The organism is Pseudomonas paraversuta (genome assembly GCF_904063065.1).
GTDB classification, from domain to species: domain Bacteria; phylum Pseudomonadota; class Gammaproteobacteria; order Pseudomonadales; family Pseudomonadaceae; genus Aquipseudomonas; species Aquipseudomonas paraversuta.
This window is the reverse complement of the sequence record NZ_CAJFCL010000005.1, coordinates 296,200-315,557: the sequence shown is the minus strand read 5'-3', so window position 1 is coordinate 315,557 and position 19,358 is coordinate 296,200. Positions and strand designations below refer to the sequence as shown.

Annotated in this window: 22 protein-coding genes; 2 read left to right on the top strand and 20 right to left on the bottom strand. The window is 56.3% G+C overall.

What is annotated here, in order from left to right; genetic code table 11:
- Positions 1-324: 324 nt before the first annotated feature.
- The gene (locus JQ845_RS12940) at positions 325-1,389 is read left to right on the top strand and encodes a hypothetical protein (RefSeq protein ID WP_203009106.1); all 1,065 of its coding nucleotides are present in this window, start codon (positions 325-327) and stop codon (positions 1,387-1,389) included.
- Between the two features lies 1 nt (position 1,390).
- The gene (locus JQ845_RS12935) at positions 1,391-1,915 is read left to right on the top strand and encodes a hypothetical protein (RefSeq protein ID WP_203009105.1); all 525 of its coding nucleotides are present in this window, start codon (positions 1,391-1,393) and stop codon (positions 1,913-1,915) included.
- Between the two features lie 86 nt (positions 1,916-2,001).
- Here the strand turns inward: JQ845_RS12935 and JQ845_RS12930 are convergent, their stop codons facing one another.
- From JQ845_RS12930 to JQ845_RS12840, 20 genes are all read right to left on the bottom strand, one after another.
- The gene (locus JQ845_RS12930; protein ID WP_203009104.1) at positions 2,002-2,496 is read right to left on the bottom strand and encodes a DUF2514 family protein; all 495 of its coding nucleotides are present in this window, start codon (positions 2,494-2,496) and stop codon (positions 2,002-2,004) included.
- A complete protein-coding gene (locus JQ845_RS12925) occupies positions 2,493-3,026 on the bottom strand; it encodes a glycoside hydrolase family 19 protein (protein WP_203009103.1) in 534 nt (177 codons plus the stop codon). The genes JQ845_RS12930 and JQ845_RS12925 overlap by 4 nt, the downstream gene beginning before the upstream one ends.
- Positions 3,027-3,118: 92 nt before the next feature.
- A complete protein-coding gene (locus JQ845_RS12920) occupies positions 3,119-3,940 on the bottom strand; it encodes a hypothetical protein (protein ID WP_203009102.1) in 822 nt (273 codons plus the stop codon).
- A gap of 7 nt (positions 3,941-3,947) precedes the next feature.
- On the bottom strand, positions 3,948-5,906 hold the full coding sequence (locus JQ845_RS12915) for a sialate O-acetylesterase (protein WP_203009101.1): 1,959 nt from the start codon (positions 5,904-5,906) through the stop codon (positions 3,948-3,950).
- A 73-nt stretch (positions 5,907-5,979) separates the two neighbouring features.
- Positions 5,980-6,456, bottom strand: coding sequence for a hypothetical protein (locus JQ845_RS12910; protein WP_203009100.1), 477 nt, complete (start codon positions 6,454-6,456; stop codon positions 5,980-5,982).
- Positions 6,456-9,524: a host specificity factor TipJ family phage tail protein gene (locus JQ845_RS12905; protein WP_203009099.1), complete on the bottom strand. Its 3,069-nt coding sequence runs from the start codon at positions 9,522-9,524 to the stop codon at positions 6,456-6,458. The genes JQ845_RS12910 and JQ845_RS12905 overlap by 1 nt, the downstream gene beginning before the upstream one ends.
- A complete protein-coding gene (locus JQ845_RS23200; RefSeq protein ID WP_328823172.1) occupies positions 9,463-9,897 on the bottom strand; it encodes a hypothetical protein in 435 nt (144 codons plus the stop codon). The genes JQ845_RS12905 and JQ845_RS23200 overlap by 62 nt, the downstream gene beginning before the upstream one ends.
- A 2-nt stretch (positions 9,898-9,899) precedes the next feature.
- Complete coding sequence (locus JQ845_RS12900; RefSeq protein WP_203009098.1) at positions 9,900-10,379, bottom strand: DUF1833 family protein; 480 nt, start codon at positions 10,377-10,379, stop codon at positions 9,900-9,902.
- A gap of 10 nt (positions 10,380-10,389) precedes the next feature.
- The gene (locus JQ845_RS12895; protein ID WP_203009097.1) at positions 10,390-13,911 is read right to left on the bottom strand and encodes a phage tail tape measure protein; all 3,522 of its coding nucleotides are present in this window, start codon (positions 13,909-13,911) and stop codon (positions 10,390-10,392) included.
- Positions 13,912-13,973: 62 nt separating this feature from the next.
- Positions 13,974-14,372: a hypothetical protein gene (locus tag JQ845_RS12890; protein WP_203009096.1), complete on the bottom strand. Its 399-nt coding sequence runs from the start codon at positions 14,370-14,372 to the stop codon at positions 13,974-13,976.
- A 167-nt stretch (positions 14,373-14,539) separates the two neighbouring features.
- A complete protein-coding gene (locus JQ845_RS12885; RefSeq protein WP_236010209.1) occupies positions 14,540-14,797 on the bottom strand; it encodes a phage tail assembly protein T in 258 nt (85 codons plus the stop codon).
- Positions 14,798-14,826: 29 nt separating this feature from the next.
- The gene (locus JQ845_RS12880; protein WP_203009095.1) at positions 14,827-15,177 is read right to left on the bottom strand and encodes a phage tail assembly chaperone family protein, TAC; all 351 of its coding nucleotides are present in this window, start codon (positions 15,175-15,177) and stop codon (positions 14,827-14,829) included.
- A gap of 9 nt (positions 15,178-15,186) precedes the next feature.
- Positions 15,187-15,678 (bottom strand): phage tail tube protein, encoded by a 492-nt coding sequence (locus JQ845_RS12875; RefSeq protein WP_203009094.1) that lies wholly within the window; start codon positions 15,676-15,678, stop codon positions 15,187-15,189.
- A gap of 57 nt (positions 15,679-15,735) precedes the next feature.
- Positions 15,736-16,101: a DUF3168 domain-containing protein gene (locus JQ845_RS12870; RefSeq protein WP_203009093.1), complete on the bottom strand. Its 366-nt coding sequence runs from the start codon at positions 16,099-16,101 to the stop codon at positions 15,736-15,738.
- Positions 16,101-16,574, bottom strand: coding sequence for an HK97-gp10 family putative phage morphogenesis protein (locus JQ845_RS12865; protein ID WP_203009092.1), 474 nt, complete (start codon positions 16,572-16,574; stop codon positions 16,101-16,103). Before JQ845_RS12865 ends, JQ845_RS12870 begins: the two co-directional genes overlap by 1 nt.
- A complete protein-coding gene (locus JQ845_RS12860) occupies positions 16,567-16,902 on the bottom strand; it encodes a phage head closure protein (RefSeq protein WP_203009091.1) in 336 nt (111 codons plus the stop codon). Before JQ845_RS12860 ends, JQ845_RS12865 begins: the two co-directional genes overlap by 8 nt.
- Positions 16,899-17,231 (bottom strand): head-tail connector protein, encoded by a 333-nt coding sequence (locus JQ845_RS12855; protein WP_203009090.1) that lies wholly within the window; start codon positions 17,229-17,231, stop codon positions 16,899-16,901. Before JQ845_RS12855 ends, JQ845_RS12860 begins: the two co-directional genes overlap by 4 nt.
- Positions 17,228-17,482 carry a hypothetical protein gene (locus JQ845_RS12850; protein WP_203009089.1) on the bottom strand — a complete coding sequence of 85 codons (255 nt, stop codon included), beginning with the start codon at positions 17,480-17,482 and terminating at the stop codon, positions 17,228-17,230. Before JQ845_RS12850 ends, JQ845_RS12855 begins: the two co-directional genes overlap by 4 nt.
- Positions 17,483-17,519: 37 nt before the next feature.
- Positions 17,520-18,689, bottom strand: a complete 1,170-nt coding sequence (locus tag JQ845_RS12845; RefSeq protein WP_203009088.1) for a phage major capsid protein — start codon at positions 18,687-18,689, stop codon at positions 17,520-17,522.
- Between the two features lie 3 nt (positions 18,690-18,692).
- Positions 18,693-19,355 carry an HK97 family phage prohead protease gene (locus JQ845_RS12840; protein ID WP_203009087.1) on the bottom strand — a complete coding sequence of 221 codons (663 nt, stop codon included), beginning with the start codon at positions 19,353-19,355 and terminating at the stop codon, positions 18,693-18,695.
- Between the last annotated feature and the right edge of the window lie 3 nt (positions 19,356-19,358).

The following is a 19,358-nucleotide window of genomic DNA, read 5'->3' as shown; positions in this document are numbered from 1 at the left end:
GCTGCCACCTCATAAGATCGTTCGCAGGCGAACCCGGGACGACGACTTTCTTATTTCGCTTTTCCTACATGAATTGAGCTCGTGCTAATTTTTACGACCACAAATGTAGGTGCCGAAAATTAGCACCACTGAGTCAGTTACAGGTAGTCGCCGCTGCAACCAATTTGCGCTCACAGCACATCCGCTGACGACGCTCAGCCAGAAGCGCGGTGCTTTATTCCCTACGCGACTACCAGTAGATGGCAATTTGCCTTATCTTGGCCCGCATTTAGCAATTATGAGCTCGACACTCAATTCAGCGTATCTGCCAAAAAAGGACACTATATGGCCGGGGCAATTTCCAAGACATTGCACTACAAGCGAGCAGTGATTACCGGAGCAGGCAATCTGCAAGAAATACTAGAGAAAGTTTTCGCTACAGCGAGCCCGGCAAACAAGGTTGGCAAGCGAAAAGAAATTGTCAATGCTGATACGGACAGCTTCCGCGTAATCAACCATAAGCTTGATTACAACGGTATGCTTTTTTTCCAAATGATTATGTTTGAGCCAGGAGGCAGTCAGGCATTTATCGAAATGGACGACGACGCTGATTTTTATGCGCTTGACGCTTTCACGAATGAAGTGCTCAACAAGCCCGCAGAAAGCGAAGAGCAAGCGAAATTCAGAAGAGAATTTGTTGACTCGCTTTTGTATTTTGGGGTTTTTGAAAATCACGTCGCAATACTGCAGTCAAGCTCTCTCAGGGCGAGAGAGCTTGAAGCACACCTTGGATGGATCATCGCCAGCTTCGGCGGCGTACCCACTGGTACCGCTATTATTCTGAATGACCAGCCAAGCCAAGAGACTTTCGCAAAAATAGCTGCAAAACCCGTAAGAAACATCAAGCTGGGTACCCCGGTCAAAGCCGAAGCTGAGGATTCAGTACCTGATGATGAAGGGCGCGTAATCCTTACAGAAATATCTGAGGACGTTCTTAACCCCCGAAAAGTTCGATTTCAGCCTGCCGGGATGGGAGCAGATGTTATTAGAGCGGCTCTTGGAGCAGACTGGTTTAACAGGCTCGACCTCGAAGACGACCTTGATGAAGCAAATCTCAAGGTCAGCCTTGAAATAACCTACATGAGAAAGACAACAAAGGTCGGCCAAAATATACTAGATAACATTGCCACTTCGCTTCGACATGTTGACGAGGCTGACATTCGTATCGAGCTAGAGGGGGGCGGCACGATAAAAGGGGGTGATCTGAAACTTTCCGGGGCCATTTCCGTTCCAAAACTGACGAATGGCTTGCTCGACGAGGGCGTTTTGTATCATAAAATGCACGGCTGGCTCGCAGGCAAGCTAAGATCAGGCGATGCAGAATCTGTAATTCTTCCGGAGAACGATTGACATGAAGCAGCAGGGTTGGACTGGGTTTGGCTTTCTTGCGGTGCTGGTGGCAGCCGCAATGGGAGCGCTTGCGACTCATTTCTTCCTATTGTCGGCCGATCAAAGCTCTCCGCCAACTATCCAGTGGGGCCTGTTGACAGTGTTTCTCCTGCCTCTTGGTTTTGCTACTCAGCTGTGGTGGAATCTTAATAACCTGCGGGAAATCAAGGGTATTACAGAGTCTGAAAGACGCCGGGTCAAAGCCACCGTTGGAGCTAAAAGGCGGCAGATACAATTCGCCATATGCTTTTATGTCTGCTCCGCCTTTCTCATAGCAATCGGTCTTTTCTTGTCTCCAGGTAACTGGGCTATCTATAGAGTTGTCACTGGCTTCACAGGCATCAGCTTCGCGATTAGCATTTGCTCATTTTTTCTTATTCTAAATGAAATCAAAGAAGTATCTGACTTCAAAAGCGGAATTCATGAGCGGGCAATCAAGACGAAAAGTATAAACAAGAAGCTAGATAAACTTGCTCCAAAGAAATAAGCTCGCAAATCAAAGCACGGCCCAGCGCCGGGCTTTTTGCTCATGAATTCAACGACAAACATCCCGTACATACTCATGCAATCCCTTCAAGGCGGCATCGTTACGGCATCATAGGACCGCTCGCAGGCGAACCCGGCCCGACGACTTTCTGTAAGCGCTGCCGCCAGTTGGCCCGCATATCCATCAGCCTCTGATCGCAGCTCGGCGAGCAAATCGACAAGGTCGTTGATTGTCTTGCCTCGCTCGGCAAGGCGGGCATTGAGATAGGTCTTGTCGGCAAGTAGCCTTCGGGTTTGGTCGCGCAAGATGCCATGATCAGCAAGCTGCTGAGCAATAAGAGCATCATCTTTCTGTTTCTGATCCGCTGCATTGGCGCGTACCTGGTCGAGATTTCGTTGCTGTTGCTGTTCGGCCAGCCGGGCATCCTCACTCGCCTTTGTAGCTTCAGCGGCTTTGTCTGACTTGTAACTGGCGAACTCCGTGCGAGCCTCTGACAACTGATGGGTTTGGTAGGCCAGACCACCGAGCAGAGCAATCAATGTCCACACCCAAATTGGAACAAGCCTGAGCACGGCTATCACGCCAACACCTTCAGCGCCTGGGCGTACAGCGCCCGCCGATCCGCTGCGCCGTTCAGACCGCCGTTGATGCGCCGAGTAATAGTGTCGAACTTGCCCGCATCGGCCAGTGTGTTCAGACCTCTACTCGACCAGAACCACGCGGCGGACATACAGGCGTGCTGCGGCTTCTCCAACAACTCAGGGTGGTTGACCAGGTCAAGGCCCAGGGCTTCACCGCACTCGGCATAGTTGGCCCGGCCGGTGATCTGGATCAGGCCACGGCCGCGATACTTGGATCCGTCCCCCGCCACGGTGTTGCCCAGGTCTGCCCTGCCTTCGTATTTGATCTGGGCTTTGGTGGGGCCCCAGATCTCTTTCACATATTTGAGCTGGCCAGACTCATGGCCGATCTGCGCAATGAGCGCCGCCACGCGCTTCAGGCCAACGATCTGGTAGTGGTTCATGGCGGTGTTTAAAGCGGACACAAAAACGCCGGCTGATTGGCCGGCGTTCGGGAGGATCTGCAGCAGTTGCTGCTTGGTGATGGGCATAGGCTTATCCAAAAATGACCCGCACTAGGCGGGCCTCACGAATTTCAGGCACAAAAAAACCGCTCGAGGCGGTCAGGGCTTCGTCGAAAACTCTACGCGGCGATTCCGTAATCAGCCTTCATCGCAGCAATGAGGCTCGCGATCGCGCTGTCCGAGGACTTGGCACGCAGCGACTCACCGAAGATGAATGTGTCACCTATCAAGTTATCAGTCAGGCCAGCCGTGGTGGTTGGCATCCCGATTGTCACGTACCCGGTACCGCCAATGGTGTTGCCGCCCACGACACGCTGTACCGAACTCCAAGTAATGCCGTCGAGTGAGAGGCTGACCACTCCGGTATCGTTATTAAAATCGACCGCCACCACCCCCCAGCTAAGCGATGGTGGCATGTTCACGATTGCAAACGGAGATAGCGTGCCAATACCGACGGATAGCATTTTGCTCTTGTAAATTTCGGCCGAATTGGCTGAGCCAGAAGCTGTCAGCATTTGGTTGGCCAGCACATCATCCGCACCGAACCCGTTGAGTAGCTGCCGGCTGGTGGTGTAAATACTGCCAGTCGAGGTGCCAATATTGAATGCGACCACGATAGTGTAAGACGCCGTTGCGCTTCCGTCTGGCAGCTTGAGTCCCATGGCGCTGGACAATACTGATCCGCCTATTCCCAGATGACCTGCTCGATTGAGCAAAGCCATATTGGCCTTTCCCGCACCTGTAGTGATCAGTTTGGTTCCGGTGACTCGACAGCGACCTTGCAGCCCTTCGCCTGCGACAGGGGTCAGCTCATTGGCGCTCACGGCATGCTTGAGATAAGGCATTCGCATAGCCACCCGATCGGCCGCCGACATAGTGATACGTGGAGCGTTTGCACCTGCCTGAGCAGTCACGCCCGACAGTACGATGATTTGTCCCATTATTTTGTTACTCCACGCTGATAATTTGGTGGCATGCCCAGTTGTAGAAGGGGTTGCCGAACACATCCAATTCAGTATTGCTGTCACGCAAACAGCTGCGCGGCCCGGTAGTTGGCCCACCCAAGGCACCCGAGATCCCAATATCAGCAATACCTACGCGAGGGTTGGCACCGGATGGCACACCCGATAGCGTCAGGGTGACGGTGTTATTGCCATTGACCTGGGCACTCAAAACCGTCGCGCTGCTGGTGCTGTCAATCCACCGAAGGCCCAAGTTGCCCGGGTCGGTTACATTCGCCGTGTCACGCACCAGGGCGCCCACCGGGGTGTGGAAACTAAGTGTGACTACTACCCCGGTACGAACCGCCTTCGTGCAATACGTCGGCAGCCAAGTCTTTCTTGCAATGGCCGCTGCTGCCGGCGCTCGGTGCATGGCTCCGAGCTGAACAGACCCCTTTCCAGTCAAGTGCACACCATCGGTGTGGTAGTCGAGCCAGTACTTCGGACCGGCGCAAATGAATTTGGTCGGATTCTCCAGCGCGGCCTGCAGCTGCTCATGCGGCACATAGCTGGTCGTCACGTTCTTGGTAGTCCAGCTACTCATCTGGCACAGCACCAGAGGGATGTTGGGCTGGCCACTGATTGCGCCGATATCGGTGGTCAGGTCGGACTGAAGCAGAAGCAAGGCTGTCAGATACGCGCCCTGGCTCCCGTTTGTATTTGCTTCCCCTTGGATCCAGTCAACAAACGGAACCTCATAGCCGTAACCGCGAGCTGTCGCGTCGGCCTTGCACTGCGTCACTGTGGCGATCAGATTGTTGTAGGAAACGGTTCCCTTGGACAGGTTCTGAATGGTGGTCGCCCCTATGCCATGGCAGCTACCAATGACGCCCGCGTCGGCCGGCAGATCGCGATGGCGCGCCAGGCTCGCACAAAGTTGAGCGTGCGGCGCTTCCTGCAGGTTCGACACCAAAGGCTTCAATGGCAGGACGCTTTCGGGGGCTAACTCGACCGCTTGTAGGGCATCGCTTTGGCGCAATCCCACTGCAATGGTAAACACGCGGTTCGCGACAGGAGGTTGTGTGGTCAAAATTTCAGAATGAGTTCCAAGCCCCAATGACTGGCTGCTGCTGAGGATATGCAGCCAGTTGCGAACATACGGCGCGACCTCACCGTAAACCGGCTGGTCTTGTTGGACCTGCTGCACATTGGTGCCCACTCTCGACATATAGCGAACAACGCCATCAGAGGCGACAGGGTCCCAATTGTTGCCAGCGCCCGTAAGCTGGTAGTTCATGCCATTCGCGAGCAGCCAGATATCCGAAAGACCCGAATCGTTTACCTGGTACGGAACCACATTCGCATCGGAGGCCACGCCGAAAACAACGGTGGTACCGTCCCACCGGTGGCCCAGCAGGACAATGCCATTTACATCGGTTTGCACATAGCGCCACTCGCCGCTTAGAAAAAACAGGCCGGGCAGCTCATCAAAGATACCGGTGGCCACACCAATGTTTTTTACGCCGAGTATTGGATAGCCCCGCTCATCAGCTACGCCCCAGCCATACCTTGTATCGAGCATTCTCGAGGGTGCCAGCTCGAGCGCCAAGGATGATTGATTGATGCTTAGACGATTCGCAAAACCATTGGGGTAGTCACCGAGTGGCACTGGCGCGCCCTCGTCATTCAGGTACATGTCGATGTATTTGAGTGGATCGGGCGACAGGGCCAATTTGGATGGCACTGAGAATACTGTGCCACTGACTGTCTTTGTGAGAGCTTCTTCAATGCTGGTATAAGGCATTGCGCCGCCGAATTGAGTGGCCGCAATAGAGAGCGCCTTGGTAACCGTTGGCCGCGATTCCCCATTCCCCACGTCAACATCCTTGATCTCGGGTGAAATCGTGATCTCGTTCAAGATGTCGATCGTTCCCGTCAAGCGCGCCAGATCAGTTGGTCCGCTCATATTTACTCCAGGCGAAAAAAAGCCCACTCAGTGGTGGGCTATAGAATTGAAAAATGATCTGTAGATCGAACGGTTAAGTCGCACCCGGCCAGGACTTCGTGTACCAGCGCTCCAGCAGACTGCGGAGCTGCGCATTCATGACGCCGATATCCATGCCGGCGAGCAGGTCAGTAAGTTCGACCTCGCTGATGATTGGCAACTTGAACAATTCAAGCTCAGCGGTGAAACGCCACAAGTCGACGCCAACCAGAAAAGGGCCTTGGTAAATATCGGTGAACTGGGCCTTTGCCAGCTCAAGGCCCATTGGGCTCTTAACAGGGCAGAGGAACCAATCAACAGCATTTATACCGTGCTCGAACCAACCCATGAAGAGCTTGGCTTCCGGCCCCTCCATCAACCAAGTCACTGCCACCCGCGCCGGAGTACTCCGCCAGATGCGGCGGCGGCGAGATCGACCGGTAACCATTTTCGTACTGGTGATCGGACTGATCTGCGAAAAACCATAGCCCTCCCTCTGTGGGAGGGGCAGGCCTTCTGGATAAGTGAGCATCAGGCAGCCTCTGGCGCAGTTGCGTTGTCGTAGGTGTAGACCCGAGAATCGTACGGCATGCCCTTCATCGCCACCCCTCCATTCGAGGGATCGGCAGAGGTCACCAGCACCGGGTAGGCCCATTTGTCAGAAGGACCAAACAGGAGGTGAGGCGGCTCAAGGTCAACACTGTCAGTAGCCGGGTCAAAGTCGAGCTCATCGACCCTGACGCGGAACTCGTCAATCTGAGAGGCCTGATACGGCCCGGACAATGTGCCGTCCAGTCGCCTGATACCTACTTTGTGATTGCCGCCCGCAGACCAGTCCAATGGCTCTGATGATTCCAGCACAACACCTTCAGGAACCGTCTCGACGCCCAGCAGAATGGCACTCTGACAAAGCCCAGGCGTGTCGCTGGCTACAGCGCAGAAGCTCAGATAGCCAGAGTTACGGCCATCCAACTCTGTCGACCAACTGTACGTGTCTTGCCTGAACAGCTGATGACCGCGGCGGCGCATCCCCCACTGGTAGGCACGGTCCTTGTCCGATACGCCTGGCAGCTTGAGCTTCTCGACCTTTATCCCTTGGTCGCCTGGCCATCGGCACTCAACCGTCTCCCAGGACCAGCTCACGCTGGAGAAGTATTCGACGTCCACACCGTCATAATCGTTGATCGAGTTGAGCGGCCCGCTGATCACCAGTGATTTGGTCATGTTCTGCGGCGAATATGTTTGGGTCTTAGGCCCATACTCGCGCTCGAACACTGCACGCGGAACATCCCGCACCGGCTTGATCTTTCCGTTGGCGATGGTCAGTTCAGCCCAACCGCACGCCAGGGCGTTGTTGATCACCTCCTTGGCGGTCAACGTGTCATCGATGCTCTGATCGTAAAACTGCCCGGCTGCATGACACTCCTCATGCAAGAGGTCGAACTCTGGCAGGTTGATATCCGTGTCCGTGTACCCCAACGTCTTCAAGACGTTTAGCACGAACGGGACAATATCCCGGGTTGGTTGCGCAGGCTGCCACGCTCCGACGCTACGCATCGGCAGGATCCGCGTTGCTTCAAGACCGATATTGCTTTCCGATTGCGCAGACAACCGATCCCCGCCGCGAACCCGCAGCGATATTACGGTCATTCCCGGGTAGCTGGTTGGCCGGGTTTGCCGAAGTCCGCGAAGCGCCGTCCATGTGATGTCGTTGTTGGTCTCGTTTTCGCGCTCACCCTGCTGGATGAAACGCTTCTTGAGCTGCACTTCTGGTCGCATTGGATAGGGCAATGTAACGCGGTTGGTGAACCCAACAGCATCCATTGACCCACTGCTGTGCGTCTTATCGATGACGGTCCACGCCCCCGCGAGCTCCATATCGCGGTACTCAAGCGTGTGGAAGGAGCTGACCTGATAGATCTGCCCTTCTCGCCCGAGGCCGAATATTCCCTTGTTACCCTCTACCGTCCACTCAATCTCGGTGACTTTCTCACCCTCATCACATACCGCAAAAGGCCCGCGGTAACCTCCCTGAAGGTTGGATTGATCCAGGCTGATGACACCGCTAACGGTCTCTGTGACATTGAAGCCCGGCCACGCCGCATCTACTGCGCCTGACGAGGTCAGACGATCAAGCGTAATCGTGGATGCTCCAAAGGCCGTGATGCGATAGCGCAGGCCTCGAGGGCCGATAGACGCCAACCCAGTACCAATCGCCAAGCCATTTACCGGTGAGCCGCCCTCATAATCCAGCGTCATTTGCGCCGGCTGCTCGGGTGAACCACTGGTGGCCGCAGACCCCGTCGAACCGGTCGGGCTTGTTCCAAGGATCTCGGAAGCATCCGATGACACCAGCGGAAGCCCGGTGAACGTCGACGCCTCGGTGATCAACAGCACTCCGGACGAGGCACTGGCAATGAATGGCGCCGCTCCTTTGGCCGTATTGAAGGCAGAGACCAGGCCTGCAAGGTCAGACGCGGCTGTGCTCAGCGTGACCGAGTACGGCGTTGCCCCGCGACTGATGGTAAAAGTCAGAGGCGTAACATCGAAGTCATACCGCGCTGGAGCACTTGAGCCGAGAATTGTCGACGCAGTACCAGCAGAGGGTGGAACCTCAGGCGAATACGGCGAGTAGCTGTTGACGATGTAATTGCCGGCATTCGTCCCAGCGACCTCAATTTCCATCCCTACTGTCGGGTTGAGCATCTCCAGCGGGCCCTGAACGATATCCCGCCCGGCGCCACCATCAATGACCGTGTATTCGTATGGGGAAACGACCCGAATGATTAAACCCGCATCCCAGTTGTCCGGGAACGATCCAGCGCCGGCAGGAATCGAGATCGCATCTCCTGCGAATCGATAAGCCGATGCGGTGGCAGAGCGCGCCAGATCCGTGGTAACGGTCAGGTCTAGCCCTGCCGAACCGCTGGAGCTTGCCCCTACCTCCTTAACGTTGCACCAAAGCATTGAAGCAGGGTCGTTAGACAGATCCTCACCAGGCTGATAAATCGACCATGTCGCATCAGCGCCGAGCGAAACCAGAGGTGTGCCACCAACCTTGATAGTGTTCACCGGTATGTCATAGCTACCCCACCCGACATACAGGAGCATCTCCACCCATTGCTCTCTGGGGCCAGCGAAGTAGTGCCGCGGTTCTGCCAAGTAAGACGGGAAAGTCCTTTGCCGTCCGGCAATTTCACGAATGGTGTCTCCAAGCTTCACCTTGTTGCCCTTGGCGCTGGCATCGTCGAGCGGGTTACCTTGGGCGGTCGGGTTCGATGGCATACCCGGCATCTTCGGCGCCATCATTTTCATGACGGCTTTCGCGCCTGCGAACAGGGCGTAAGTAATGCTGAACGGGTCTGTGCCCTTCGGCTCGCGGTAGATGTCGACTTGGTCAGATGGCTTAAACTGGACCTTGTGCCAGAGCCGGGACTCAATGATTTCGTCGTTAAGGATGATGCTGATCGGTGGTGATTCTAGGCGCTGGTAGCTGGGCGATTGCTCGATGAGCCATTGCTCCAGCGTCATGCGGCGATCAGTCCGATACGTGGCCATCGGCGCCGAATCGGCCATCTTGTTCGGGAAAAATTGGATCACGGTAGAAGACCACCCTTGGAAAATCAGATTCAAACTCTCGGACGGTGCGGATTCTTGCTCCGCCCGGGTTCGTGTCCAGCACCTTCAGCCGACCATCAGCCTCGACCACTACGCCCACGTGTAGGCAGAGCCCTCCACGGAACACCGCTGCGATGGCTCCCACCTCTGGCAAGCACACCTCCATCCCTTGCCTGAGGTCGTGGTATGCGTGTGTGTTCTCACGAAATCGGTCTTTGCCTACGGCGCCCAAGCTGGGCAGCAGTGGTAAGCCCAGTAGTTGATGGCGCACCGCAATACACAGTCCCCAGCAATCGTAGGCAGCAGGACCCCGGCCGCCATCCCGGTAAGGGGCGGATAAGAATTTGTTGAGCATGGTTAGATGTACCGAAGACCTGGTGCGATCAAGTTCGTTAGCTTCCCACGCGGGTAGCCCGTGTTGAGCAGGTCGAAAAACCCGCAAGAAAACGTCGCTGTGTTGTCTGCGTACTCACGGTTGAGCACCGTCAAGTGGTAGATCGAGGTCGGAAAGCTCAGGTCGCTTTCGAGGTACTCCCGGTGAGTCATGTAAATCTTCTTTCCGGCTTCCCTGTACCCCTCGACGACCTTCTGGACATCGCCCATGGTGTTGTCCAGCTCGATGTTCAGACTTTGATAGCCGCTGTTATCGCTCTTCGGCAGCGCCTCATCCATGGCGGTACCGGGAAAGGTCAGCGTGCGGCCGTCCTCCGTCACGCACGTCCAATCATCGAATCCCTGCGAAAAGAGCATTGAATCGGGCTCACCTTCTGCCCGGGCTTCGATGGTCTTGATGATCATGTCGCCGCCAGAGGCGTAGCATTGTTCGATCGGGTTCATGGATCACCTTTTAACCAGCGCTACGCTTGAGCCCGTAAACAGACTCCACCGTATCTGAAGTTTCGTTACCTCCCGCCCGGATTTGCGCCGCAAACAGGCTCAAGTATTCCGTGCCGTCGGAGTTTCTCCCGCGTTCAACTTGACCAGCTTTGTTTGGGTTTTCGATGAGATTTACGGTCAGACCTTTTCCACCTGATGCCCCGCCTTGCGCCACCTGCTCCAGCGTTCGATCCAGCTTTGCACTGGTCTGAGCAGTAGTAACCCGCTCACCCTTTTGCAGCAACCAGGTGCCGGTTTCCGGTACCGCATCGATGCCGTCGTGCGCCATGCCGGCTACAGAGCCGATCATCCCCATAAAACTGCCTGCTGCCCCCAGTGCGGAAGCCGCAGCCGCCGGCGCCGCAAACGGGCCAACGATTGGAATGGCGGCCGTCGAGGTGAAGGCGTTCAGCGCCGCCATGGCCACTTGTGCGGTGCCCCATTGAATGAGCATTTTTAACGCAGAGCTGGCAAACGTCGCTGCCATATCAGTGAAAGAAAGTTTGCCGGTGGTCACGAAGTTGTACAGCGCGTCATTCATGCCAGAGAAGGCATCGGTAAACATGTCCTTGGTCTGGCCGGAAATATCCCGGCTTTGATCCAGGTAGTTGTTCCAGGCATCGCCTACTCCGTCCATCCAGTTGCTCTGGGCCGCATCAAGCTGGTTGTAATAGTCCTGCTGGATCACCATGCGCTCGGCAAGCGCCTCGCTGAGTAGCTCGGTTTCCTGTTCGTACAGCTCCTGGCTGATATCACCAGCATTGCGCTGTTTGAACAGGTCGGAGACCTGCTTGTCATGCTCCTGCTGGATTTCCAGATCTGCCTGGAGACGCTCTTTCAGCTTGTCGCCGGAGCCCGCGCCAGACAGTTCAATTTTGAAGCCTTGGCTGATCGTTTGATTGGTGTCTTTCAGCGTGGTGCCGAATGCAGCCAGCTTGGCGGCGTCTTCGTTGGCCTGCTTCAACTGTTTCAGACTGTCCAGTTCGGCAGCCAGACTTTCAAGGCGCTTTTGCTGCAGGGCGTTGATGCCAACCAGCTTGCCGCTAGTGATTTCAAACGCCAGCTTCGAGACTTCAGTGGCGTTTTTCTGCTTGTCGGTGGTGGTGTTGATCAGCTCGATTTGCCGCTGATAATCCTCTTCGGTGCTGTCGAACGCTTTCTGATTGGCTTTGACGGCCGAGGTGTTCTCTTTGGTTGCCTTGGTAGCTTCTTTATTGGCATCGGCCTGAGCCTTGATCGCGTGACTTGTCGACAGGATGGCAACCCTGTCTGTTTCAGATAAGTCCGCGTGGTCTTCAATGTGCCGAGTTGCCTCTTTGACGGCATCGCCGTTGTCCTGAAGCTTTTTTAGTTGCTCCTGCAAAGTTGCCAGGTACTTTTGACCACCAGCAGTCATCCCGGCCTTGGCCTGGGTATTGAGCTGGGTTTCGGTGGTATTTCGGGTGAGCGAATTGCTGAGCACATCGAGGCGCTCGGTTGTTTGATCAAGCACCTGCTGGGCATCGCTGACCTTGCCGGCCAGATCAGTCCAGTTTCTTGCCGCTTCGGGACGCACCCCAGGATTGCTCGCTAGCTCATCCAGAATCGGCGTCAGTGACTGACCATTGGCGCGCGCCTCCTTGAGGCGAGTCGACAATTCTTCAAATGCTTTCAGCTGCTTGCTGTGTTCCGGGGAACGGACATTGGACAAGCTGACCATTGACGATTTGATTGAAGTTTCAAGCTCATCATAAGCGTCCTGGACGGCCATCGTCGCGCCGAGCTGCTTGTCCTTCCACTCACTGATCTTAGCGCGCTGCTGATCTTCGTTAAGCCCGGCAAAGCTTTGGCGCAGTTGATCGACAGTGTTTTGAAGATCGCCCAAGTCCCCCATCAGTTTCTTGGATTTGCTGCTCCAGTCCACAAACGAAAGCGCTACGGCGCCCGCAATAAAGGCCAACCCCAAAGGCCCCCCCATCATCGTCAGCAGTCCAGCACCCGCCGCACGCAACCCCGCAAAGGTGCGAGCTGTAAAGCTTGCTGCGGCCGCTGCCCGGTCAGACGCCACAACTGCAGCGTTCACCACCGCCGTTGTCTCGCCATAAGCCAAGGTCGCGGCCGTGCGCATGGCATAGCCCGCCTGGATCTGGGCTGAAGTTGCCGATGTAGTCGCTGCAAGGGATCGCTCGGCGATTTCGACCTGTTTTATCGTCGCAACTTCAGCCAGTCGCAATTCAGCCAAACGCGCAATCGAGGCGCTGCGGCCCTTTTCAGAGATTTGCGCAAGCAGTCGTTGCTGCTCCAAATTGCGCTCAGCAACCAGCGACGCCTGTACCGCCTGAATATTTGCCAGTTCGGAGGTTTGGCGCACCCGATCGGAGGCGAGCTTGCCCTGCGCTGCCACAATCTCAAGATCAGCCCGGGCAACCATGGCCTTGGCATCGATCTGCTTTGCCTGGGCGGCCCACAGATCCTGCTTTGCTGTTCTTGCGCTGGCCGTGAGTGCTGTTTGATTCGCCTGGGCGGCGTACAACGCCGAAGCGCCTTGCTGTGCATACCCGCCCGCAACACGGGCAAGTGCGACAAGTAACCCCGTAGTAAGCGCCTGAGCCAATACATCCGAGTTGTTTTTAACTCCGGAAATTGCTCCCGGCAGACTGCCATCAATGGCCTTGGATACGCTGACAAATGCGTTCGCGATCTGATTGCTGGCTCCAGTGGCTTGATCAAGTTCACCTACAAAGTGGGTCAGTGAGTTACCAATCTTGGTGAAGCTGTTGCCGATAGTGGTCGCCGTTTTATCAAACAGTGCATCCACAGCACCCACCTGGCTTTGCAGGGCTTTAACCACTGCTTGGGCGGTCAGTTCCCCAGCCGCACCCATTGAGCGCAGTTCGCCAACGGTTTTGCCCATGCCCGCTGCAATGGCCTGAGCCAGTGCAGGTGCCTGCTCCATCACGGAGTTCAGTTCCTCGCCGCGCAACACACCCGAGGCAAAGGCCTGCCCCAACTGAATCAAGGCAGCGTTGGCACTTTCAGCAGACGCACCGGACACCGCCAGTGTTTTACTGATGGTGCCGACGACACCCGCCACACCCTCACCGGATAGCTTTAGCGCCTCCTGATTGGTGGCGATACGCTGGTAAAGCTCTGCAGTTGAGGCCAAAGGTTGAGCTGATGCCTGGGCAATGTTGAATACCGCCGATTGAGCAGCTACCAATTCTGCTGAGCTGCCGGTCACGAGCTTTAAGCGGTTAGTCAGAGTGCCGTAGGCCTCTGTCATGTCGTACACGCCCTTGACGCTCAGGGCTGCAGCCAACGGCCCCGCAATACTGGCGGCAACACTGGCCAACGACCTGAAGCTGTTTTGCAGTGTGAGCACTTCCCGTGATGATGCGCTGGCCACCGATGCAGTTCGGGACACCGAGCGTGAAGCGCGATCCATGCTCTGCTCAAAGCCGCCAATGCGTGCAATAAGATCGAGCGTCAACGTGCCGAGAGAGCGCGAGGCCATTTATCAATCTCCAGATGTGAAAAAACCCGCCGAGGCGGGTTTGTGCTGAAAGCAATAGTTTCTTAATTCTTTCCCGAAGCAGCATTTACAGTGCGATTGAAGTCAACCAGCGATTCCCAGGCACCTGGCTGGCATCCAAAAATATTGTCACACCATAGTTTTGCGATGATTTGATATTTACCGGAGCCGATTGCATCTTTGGATACTTGAGCTGCAAGCCTAGGGCTGTTTGCTATCGGATTGTATGTATCAAGATAATCTGCACCGTAGTTTTGAATTTTCGTTCCAGCATTATTCAATACCCATCGTCTTGCGGCAGACCACATAACCTGGCATTCGTCGTCCGATTGGCACTGCGGGGTAGTTCGTTGCGCTTCAGCTTTAAGAGCGTCTAACTGCTGATTATTTGCACATCCAACTAATAGAAAAGCACTTATTGCTAACGGATAAAGCAGGCGCATTATTTCTACCCTCTATTGAAAATGAAGGCAATCTAACATCATTGCTTGAAACAGGGTCTTCTACTCGCCAAAATTTCCACCCGACGCGACCAACCCCTCAACACAACACCTCCCCTAAGGAGGGGCCGATCCAATTTTTAGCCAAGCTTAAATATCATCGGGATCATTTACTTCCACGTCGCTATGGCCTCTTCCAGGCTGATCGTTGCCTGCGCCTGGCTGTAAACCATAAAATCGCTGAGGTCCATTTTCCCGCCGGCAACCCTGCTGGTCAGGTGGGTCAACAGCGCGAAGTGACGCTCCAGACGCCGGTTTTGATCGAGAGTGCCGTACTTTTCCCGGTAAGCGATCCAGTCCAGCACTTCGCGGTGGGTCAGCCGTTCCTTGGCTTCGGCAATAGTGTTGCCTCCGATGCGGTTCAGCACCAGTTCGTGCCAGAACTCATCGGAGGCGCTTAGTTTTTTGCCTGATCCTTCCCGGTGCCGTTGGCTTCATTGACCGCGGTGAGGATGGCAAAGCCCAGGGACGACTCGAGGCTGAAGGCGTCCTCGTAGCTAAGGGCTTCAGCACCCTTTTCACCCAGAAACACACTGGCCGCGATGTACTTGGCGTTGCGGCTTTGCTCGGCTTCACCCGGGGCAAACAGTCGTTCGATGACACCGAACGACTGGCGGCGGATATGCACGTTGAATTTATCAGTCACGTCCTTGCCGGTGGCCGGGTCTGCGTGGATCCAGGTCACTTCTTTTTTAACCAGCGCGCCGTCGACGATGCCGCCTTTGGCTTTGAGTTGCTTGAGGTTCATGGAAAGCCCTTAGATGGTTTTGCGGATCCAGGCGAGACCGCCGGAACGCTGAATGGAAACGGTCGAGGCGACCACTGCGTTTGCCGCGAAAGAAAACGGGAAGTCGGCCACATAACCCTCAAAGGCACACCAAGTGCGCGTTTTCGGGAACTCAAAGTCATCACCCGCCTCATTCAAGGTCGGCGGTGCCTCCCCATCGGCCCAACCAATGGCCCACTTGATATTGTCTTCAGCATCCGCTTCCGACAGCTGATGCATGCGAACGTGGCTTGCATTGGTGGGGTCGGCGTTGAGGCCAATGGATGCCTGGCCGGGCGTGCGCAAACCCTTCTTGTAGCGGCGCTCTTTCTGGCTGAGGCAGGTGTCTTCGATCTGGTCTGCCGGTGAGCCCGCCGGGTCGAAGGTGGTGATGCACTCCACCTCCATTACGGTCAACGGGCCGCTACCGGGCGTGGCCTGCACGAGGATGTAAGCCTGCGTGCCCTGTGTGAGAACAGACATGGGTGTCTCCTTTAAACGAAAAAGCCCGCACAAGGCGGGCCGGGGATCGGTGTTGGTTTAGCGCGGTACCAGCCAGTCCACATCGAAGCTGTAGCGGTAGGTATTGGTAGTCGGGTCGTGTGAGTCGCCGCCCCACCGCGCAATATTGGCCTTGAGTTCAATAGCGTTTCTGACGGCTTTGGCAACGTCACGGGCCTGGGTCACGGAGAGCCCATAAACATCGATTTGCAGACTGAAACCGTCGATGTCCGGGCGTTGCGCCAGATAATTTTCAGGGTTGCCGCCGACCGTCTGCCACACCACATAGGGCTTGGCGACACCTTCGGGCGCCTCCCCAAAGGGGTAGATCCGCACGGGCAAAACGCCCAGCAAGGCCGTTACCGCCGGGTCAGCGGCGCACACGGCGAATATCGGTGCATACATCAGCGTGCCCCCAGCAAAACGTTGATTTCAGTGTTAAGCACCGCGACAAAGCGATCGGTGACCGCCTGCAAGTTGCTGGAAAACGCCGGACGCATGAACGGCACCGCAGGGTTATGTTCGGTACCGAACTCGATATAACGCCAGTGCCGGGTGTCACCGCCCGGGTTGCCGGAGGCATCCTTGCTGTGCTGGTTGGAACCCGAGCCGCCGCGCACGCCGACCCGCATCACCACCCCACCTTCGCGCTTGGACTGCTTGCTCGACTCCTGGGTGATCAGGTTGCGGAACACCTTCTCTTTGGTGGCCGGGTCGTCGATGGCCTTGGCGTTGGCTTTCGCGGCGTCACGCACGATGTTCATCGCCGCTCTAGCCGCTTTGCGCAGCCCTTTCTTTTGCAGCCGTGGGCCAAGGGTGCGCATTTTGTCGACTACGCCGTTAAGCCCCTGAATATTGAAGTGCATACCGTCAGCCATCATTCACCCCCGTTGCGACAACAAGGGTCAGGTACTCCAGGCCCGAGTTTCTGTCCGGGAGTGGCTGACCAATGATTGTGAAGACTTGCCCGCGATGCAGGATGCGCATGGTCGGCAGCACGCCCGGGCGGTAACGGATGGTGATACGCCCGCTTGCCTGGGACTGACTGGCTTGCGCGGCAATCAGGTCGCGGGCACTGAGCGGGTCCACTGCTGCCCAGACTCGCGCATAGTCCAGCCAGATCGTTGTCATCTCGCCTGTGGCCGGATCTTGTTGTGCGGATTGGTGCTGGATGACGACCGGGTGTCGCAGATCCCCCGCTCTCATGGGTCAGGCTCCTTTCTGGCCGGGCCAGAGAAGTTGCGGGACGACCACAGCAACGACTCCACCCCGAGGGGCAGCTTGTCCGCCGTGGTGCCCACAACAACTGCTTCGCGGACGGAGTAGGAGTTGCCAAGCAGCAATAGCAGCGCTGATTTGAATGATGCGGGTATGTCGCTGGCTTGAAGAAATGCGGGGTTGTCGCAGAACCACAAGGCCCAGGCCAAAGCAGATTCGGCATACAGCTCGATCAGGTCGTCGTCTTCCTGGTGATCGACCCGCAAGTGCTTGCGCATCAGCTCAATCGGCAGCAGATCCGCGACGGTGATAGTCATTTTTTCGAGCCTTTCTTCTCAAGATCGACCGGAGTTGTGGGCTCTGGCTCTGGCTCTGGCTCTGGCTCTGGCTCTGGCTCTGGCTCTGGCTCTGGCTCTGGCTTAAGGATTGGAGCGGCATGGATCTCTTCTGCCAAGCCCATTCCGATCAATGCTTCTGCATATTCATCTTTAACCACTCGCACTTCGAACTGGTTGAAGCTGCCAGCGTGATAGTGCGAGAACTGACGTAGTGCGCGAATTTTGGTCATAGCGATACCGGGGCAGTTACTTGCCCCGCCTCGATAATCAGCCGCCTGCAGCTGGAGTGAAGTTGCCTTTAATGATCGCGGTTGGACGGTAGTGAGCCAGGGCCAAACGCTCTTCACACAGGATGGTCAGCATGTTTTTGACGAAGTTGTCGCGATCCTGGTTGCTCACCTCGACCGTGGCGTCCATGCGGTCCCATACCTGAGAAGCGAGGTCAAAACCGCCAACGGTGAAGGTGCCCAGCGCCTGGGCTTTGGTGGCCACCACCGGCAAGCCCCACATGACCTTCGCCGCAAATGCAGCTGGACCGCCAAAGATGTAGCGCCCATCAGCGTCTTTCAGCAGTGCAATAGCGTGCCAGTCGCGGGGGTTAAGGATGAGGCCCGAGGCTTCAAACTCGGACTCGCTGGTCTGGAAGATCGCGTGGGCAATCTGGTCGGCGCGGGTATCACCCTCGACATCCAGGCCTGCATCGTAGGGAGTCGCCACCTTGTTCAGGCCAATCAGGTTATCGCCCGTGCCGTCACCGTTGAGCAACTGACCCTCTTCTACCAGCGCCAAACCGAACAGCAGACGGTTGTTGACGTAGGACTCCAGCATCGGCGCGTCATCCATCACTTGGCGAGATGCCTGAATCCAGTGCGCGATGGTTTTGACGTTGGCGGTTTCTTTGGTGAAGGTCAGCTGAGATTCAGGCTTCAGAGCACCTTCGGCCACCGATGCGGCGCTGTTGACGAAGACGTTTTCACGAACGTACTCGATTGCATTGGACGTGGTGCGGCCCTGGGCCAACAAGTCACGAATAGTCAGGCGGCGCAGGCCGGGCATCAGAATGCCAGGGTTTTGCTGAGCCTGAATCAGCGTGCCGGCAGAGCCCGCGCCACTGCCCAAAGCCTTGTTGAATGTCTTCACGTCAATTTTCCCGGAGGTCGAGCCGTTCCAGGACTTCTTGAGGTCTTCAGCGGTGCGCTCGGCGAAGGACTTTTTGGTCTCAGGGTTGTCCAGGCTGCCAGCCGCCAGTTTCTGCTCCAGATCAAACAACCGGGTGCTGGATTTGGTCAGATCGGCCTGGACGGTCTGCAGGTCGGTTTGCAGTTTTTTGCTGATCTCGCCGGTGGCGGCGATCTCTTTTTTCTGCGCATCGAACAGTTGGGTCATGTTCGTTTGCGCGGTTTCGATTGCCTTTTGGATATCAGCCAATTCGGACATGAATTAGTTTCCTACAGATGGGAAGGACTTGATGCGATCAAGGATCGCGTTAATTTCGCCACCTTCGGAGTCGCTCCGAACTGCGGACTTGATGCGGGCGATAAACGCCAACGCTTCCGACTTGGAGAGCCCGGCGGAGTCTCTCAGCCAGTTCTCCGCATCACGGATGGTTTCAATGGTGTCCATGCTCTTGAGCGCCGATACGGTGGCCTGCTCATTCGCGGGGAAGGTGCAGATGCTGATTTCACTCAGCCGGGAGACGCTTTTGAACGAATAGCCGGTCGCAATGGGCGCGCAGTCACCTTTGGCCGCTGAGAACCCCACCGACATGCCGCCCACGGTGCCGTGGATCATTGCCGCCTTGAGGGCGTCCGACTGCGGGTTACCGGGGGTCAGCTCACCCCGGACATGCAGGCCAGTGCTGTCTTCCGACAAATCCAGCCACTTGCCCACCGGAATTTCATTGCGCCGGTGGTTGAAAAACATAGCCACCGCCCGGGATTGGGTTTTCAGTGCGGCAGCAAAGGCGCCCGGCTCAATAATGTCGCCGTCGCTGTCGACCACGCTGAAGACGCTGGCATAGCCTTCGAAAATGCCCTGGGCGCCGCCGCTGGAAAACTTGATTGCGGCCTGATCGAAGGCCAGTGTTTTGCAAATGCTCGGCATTTC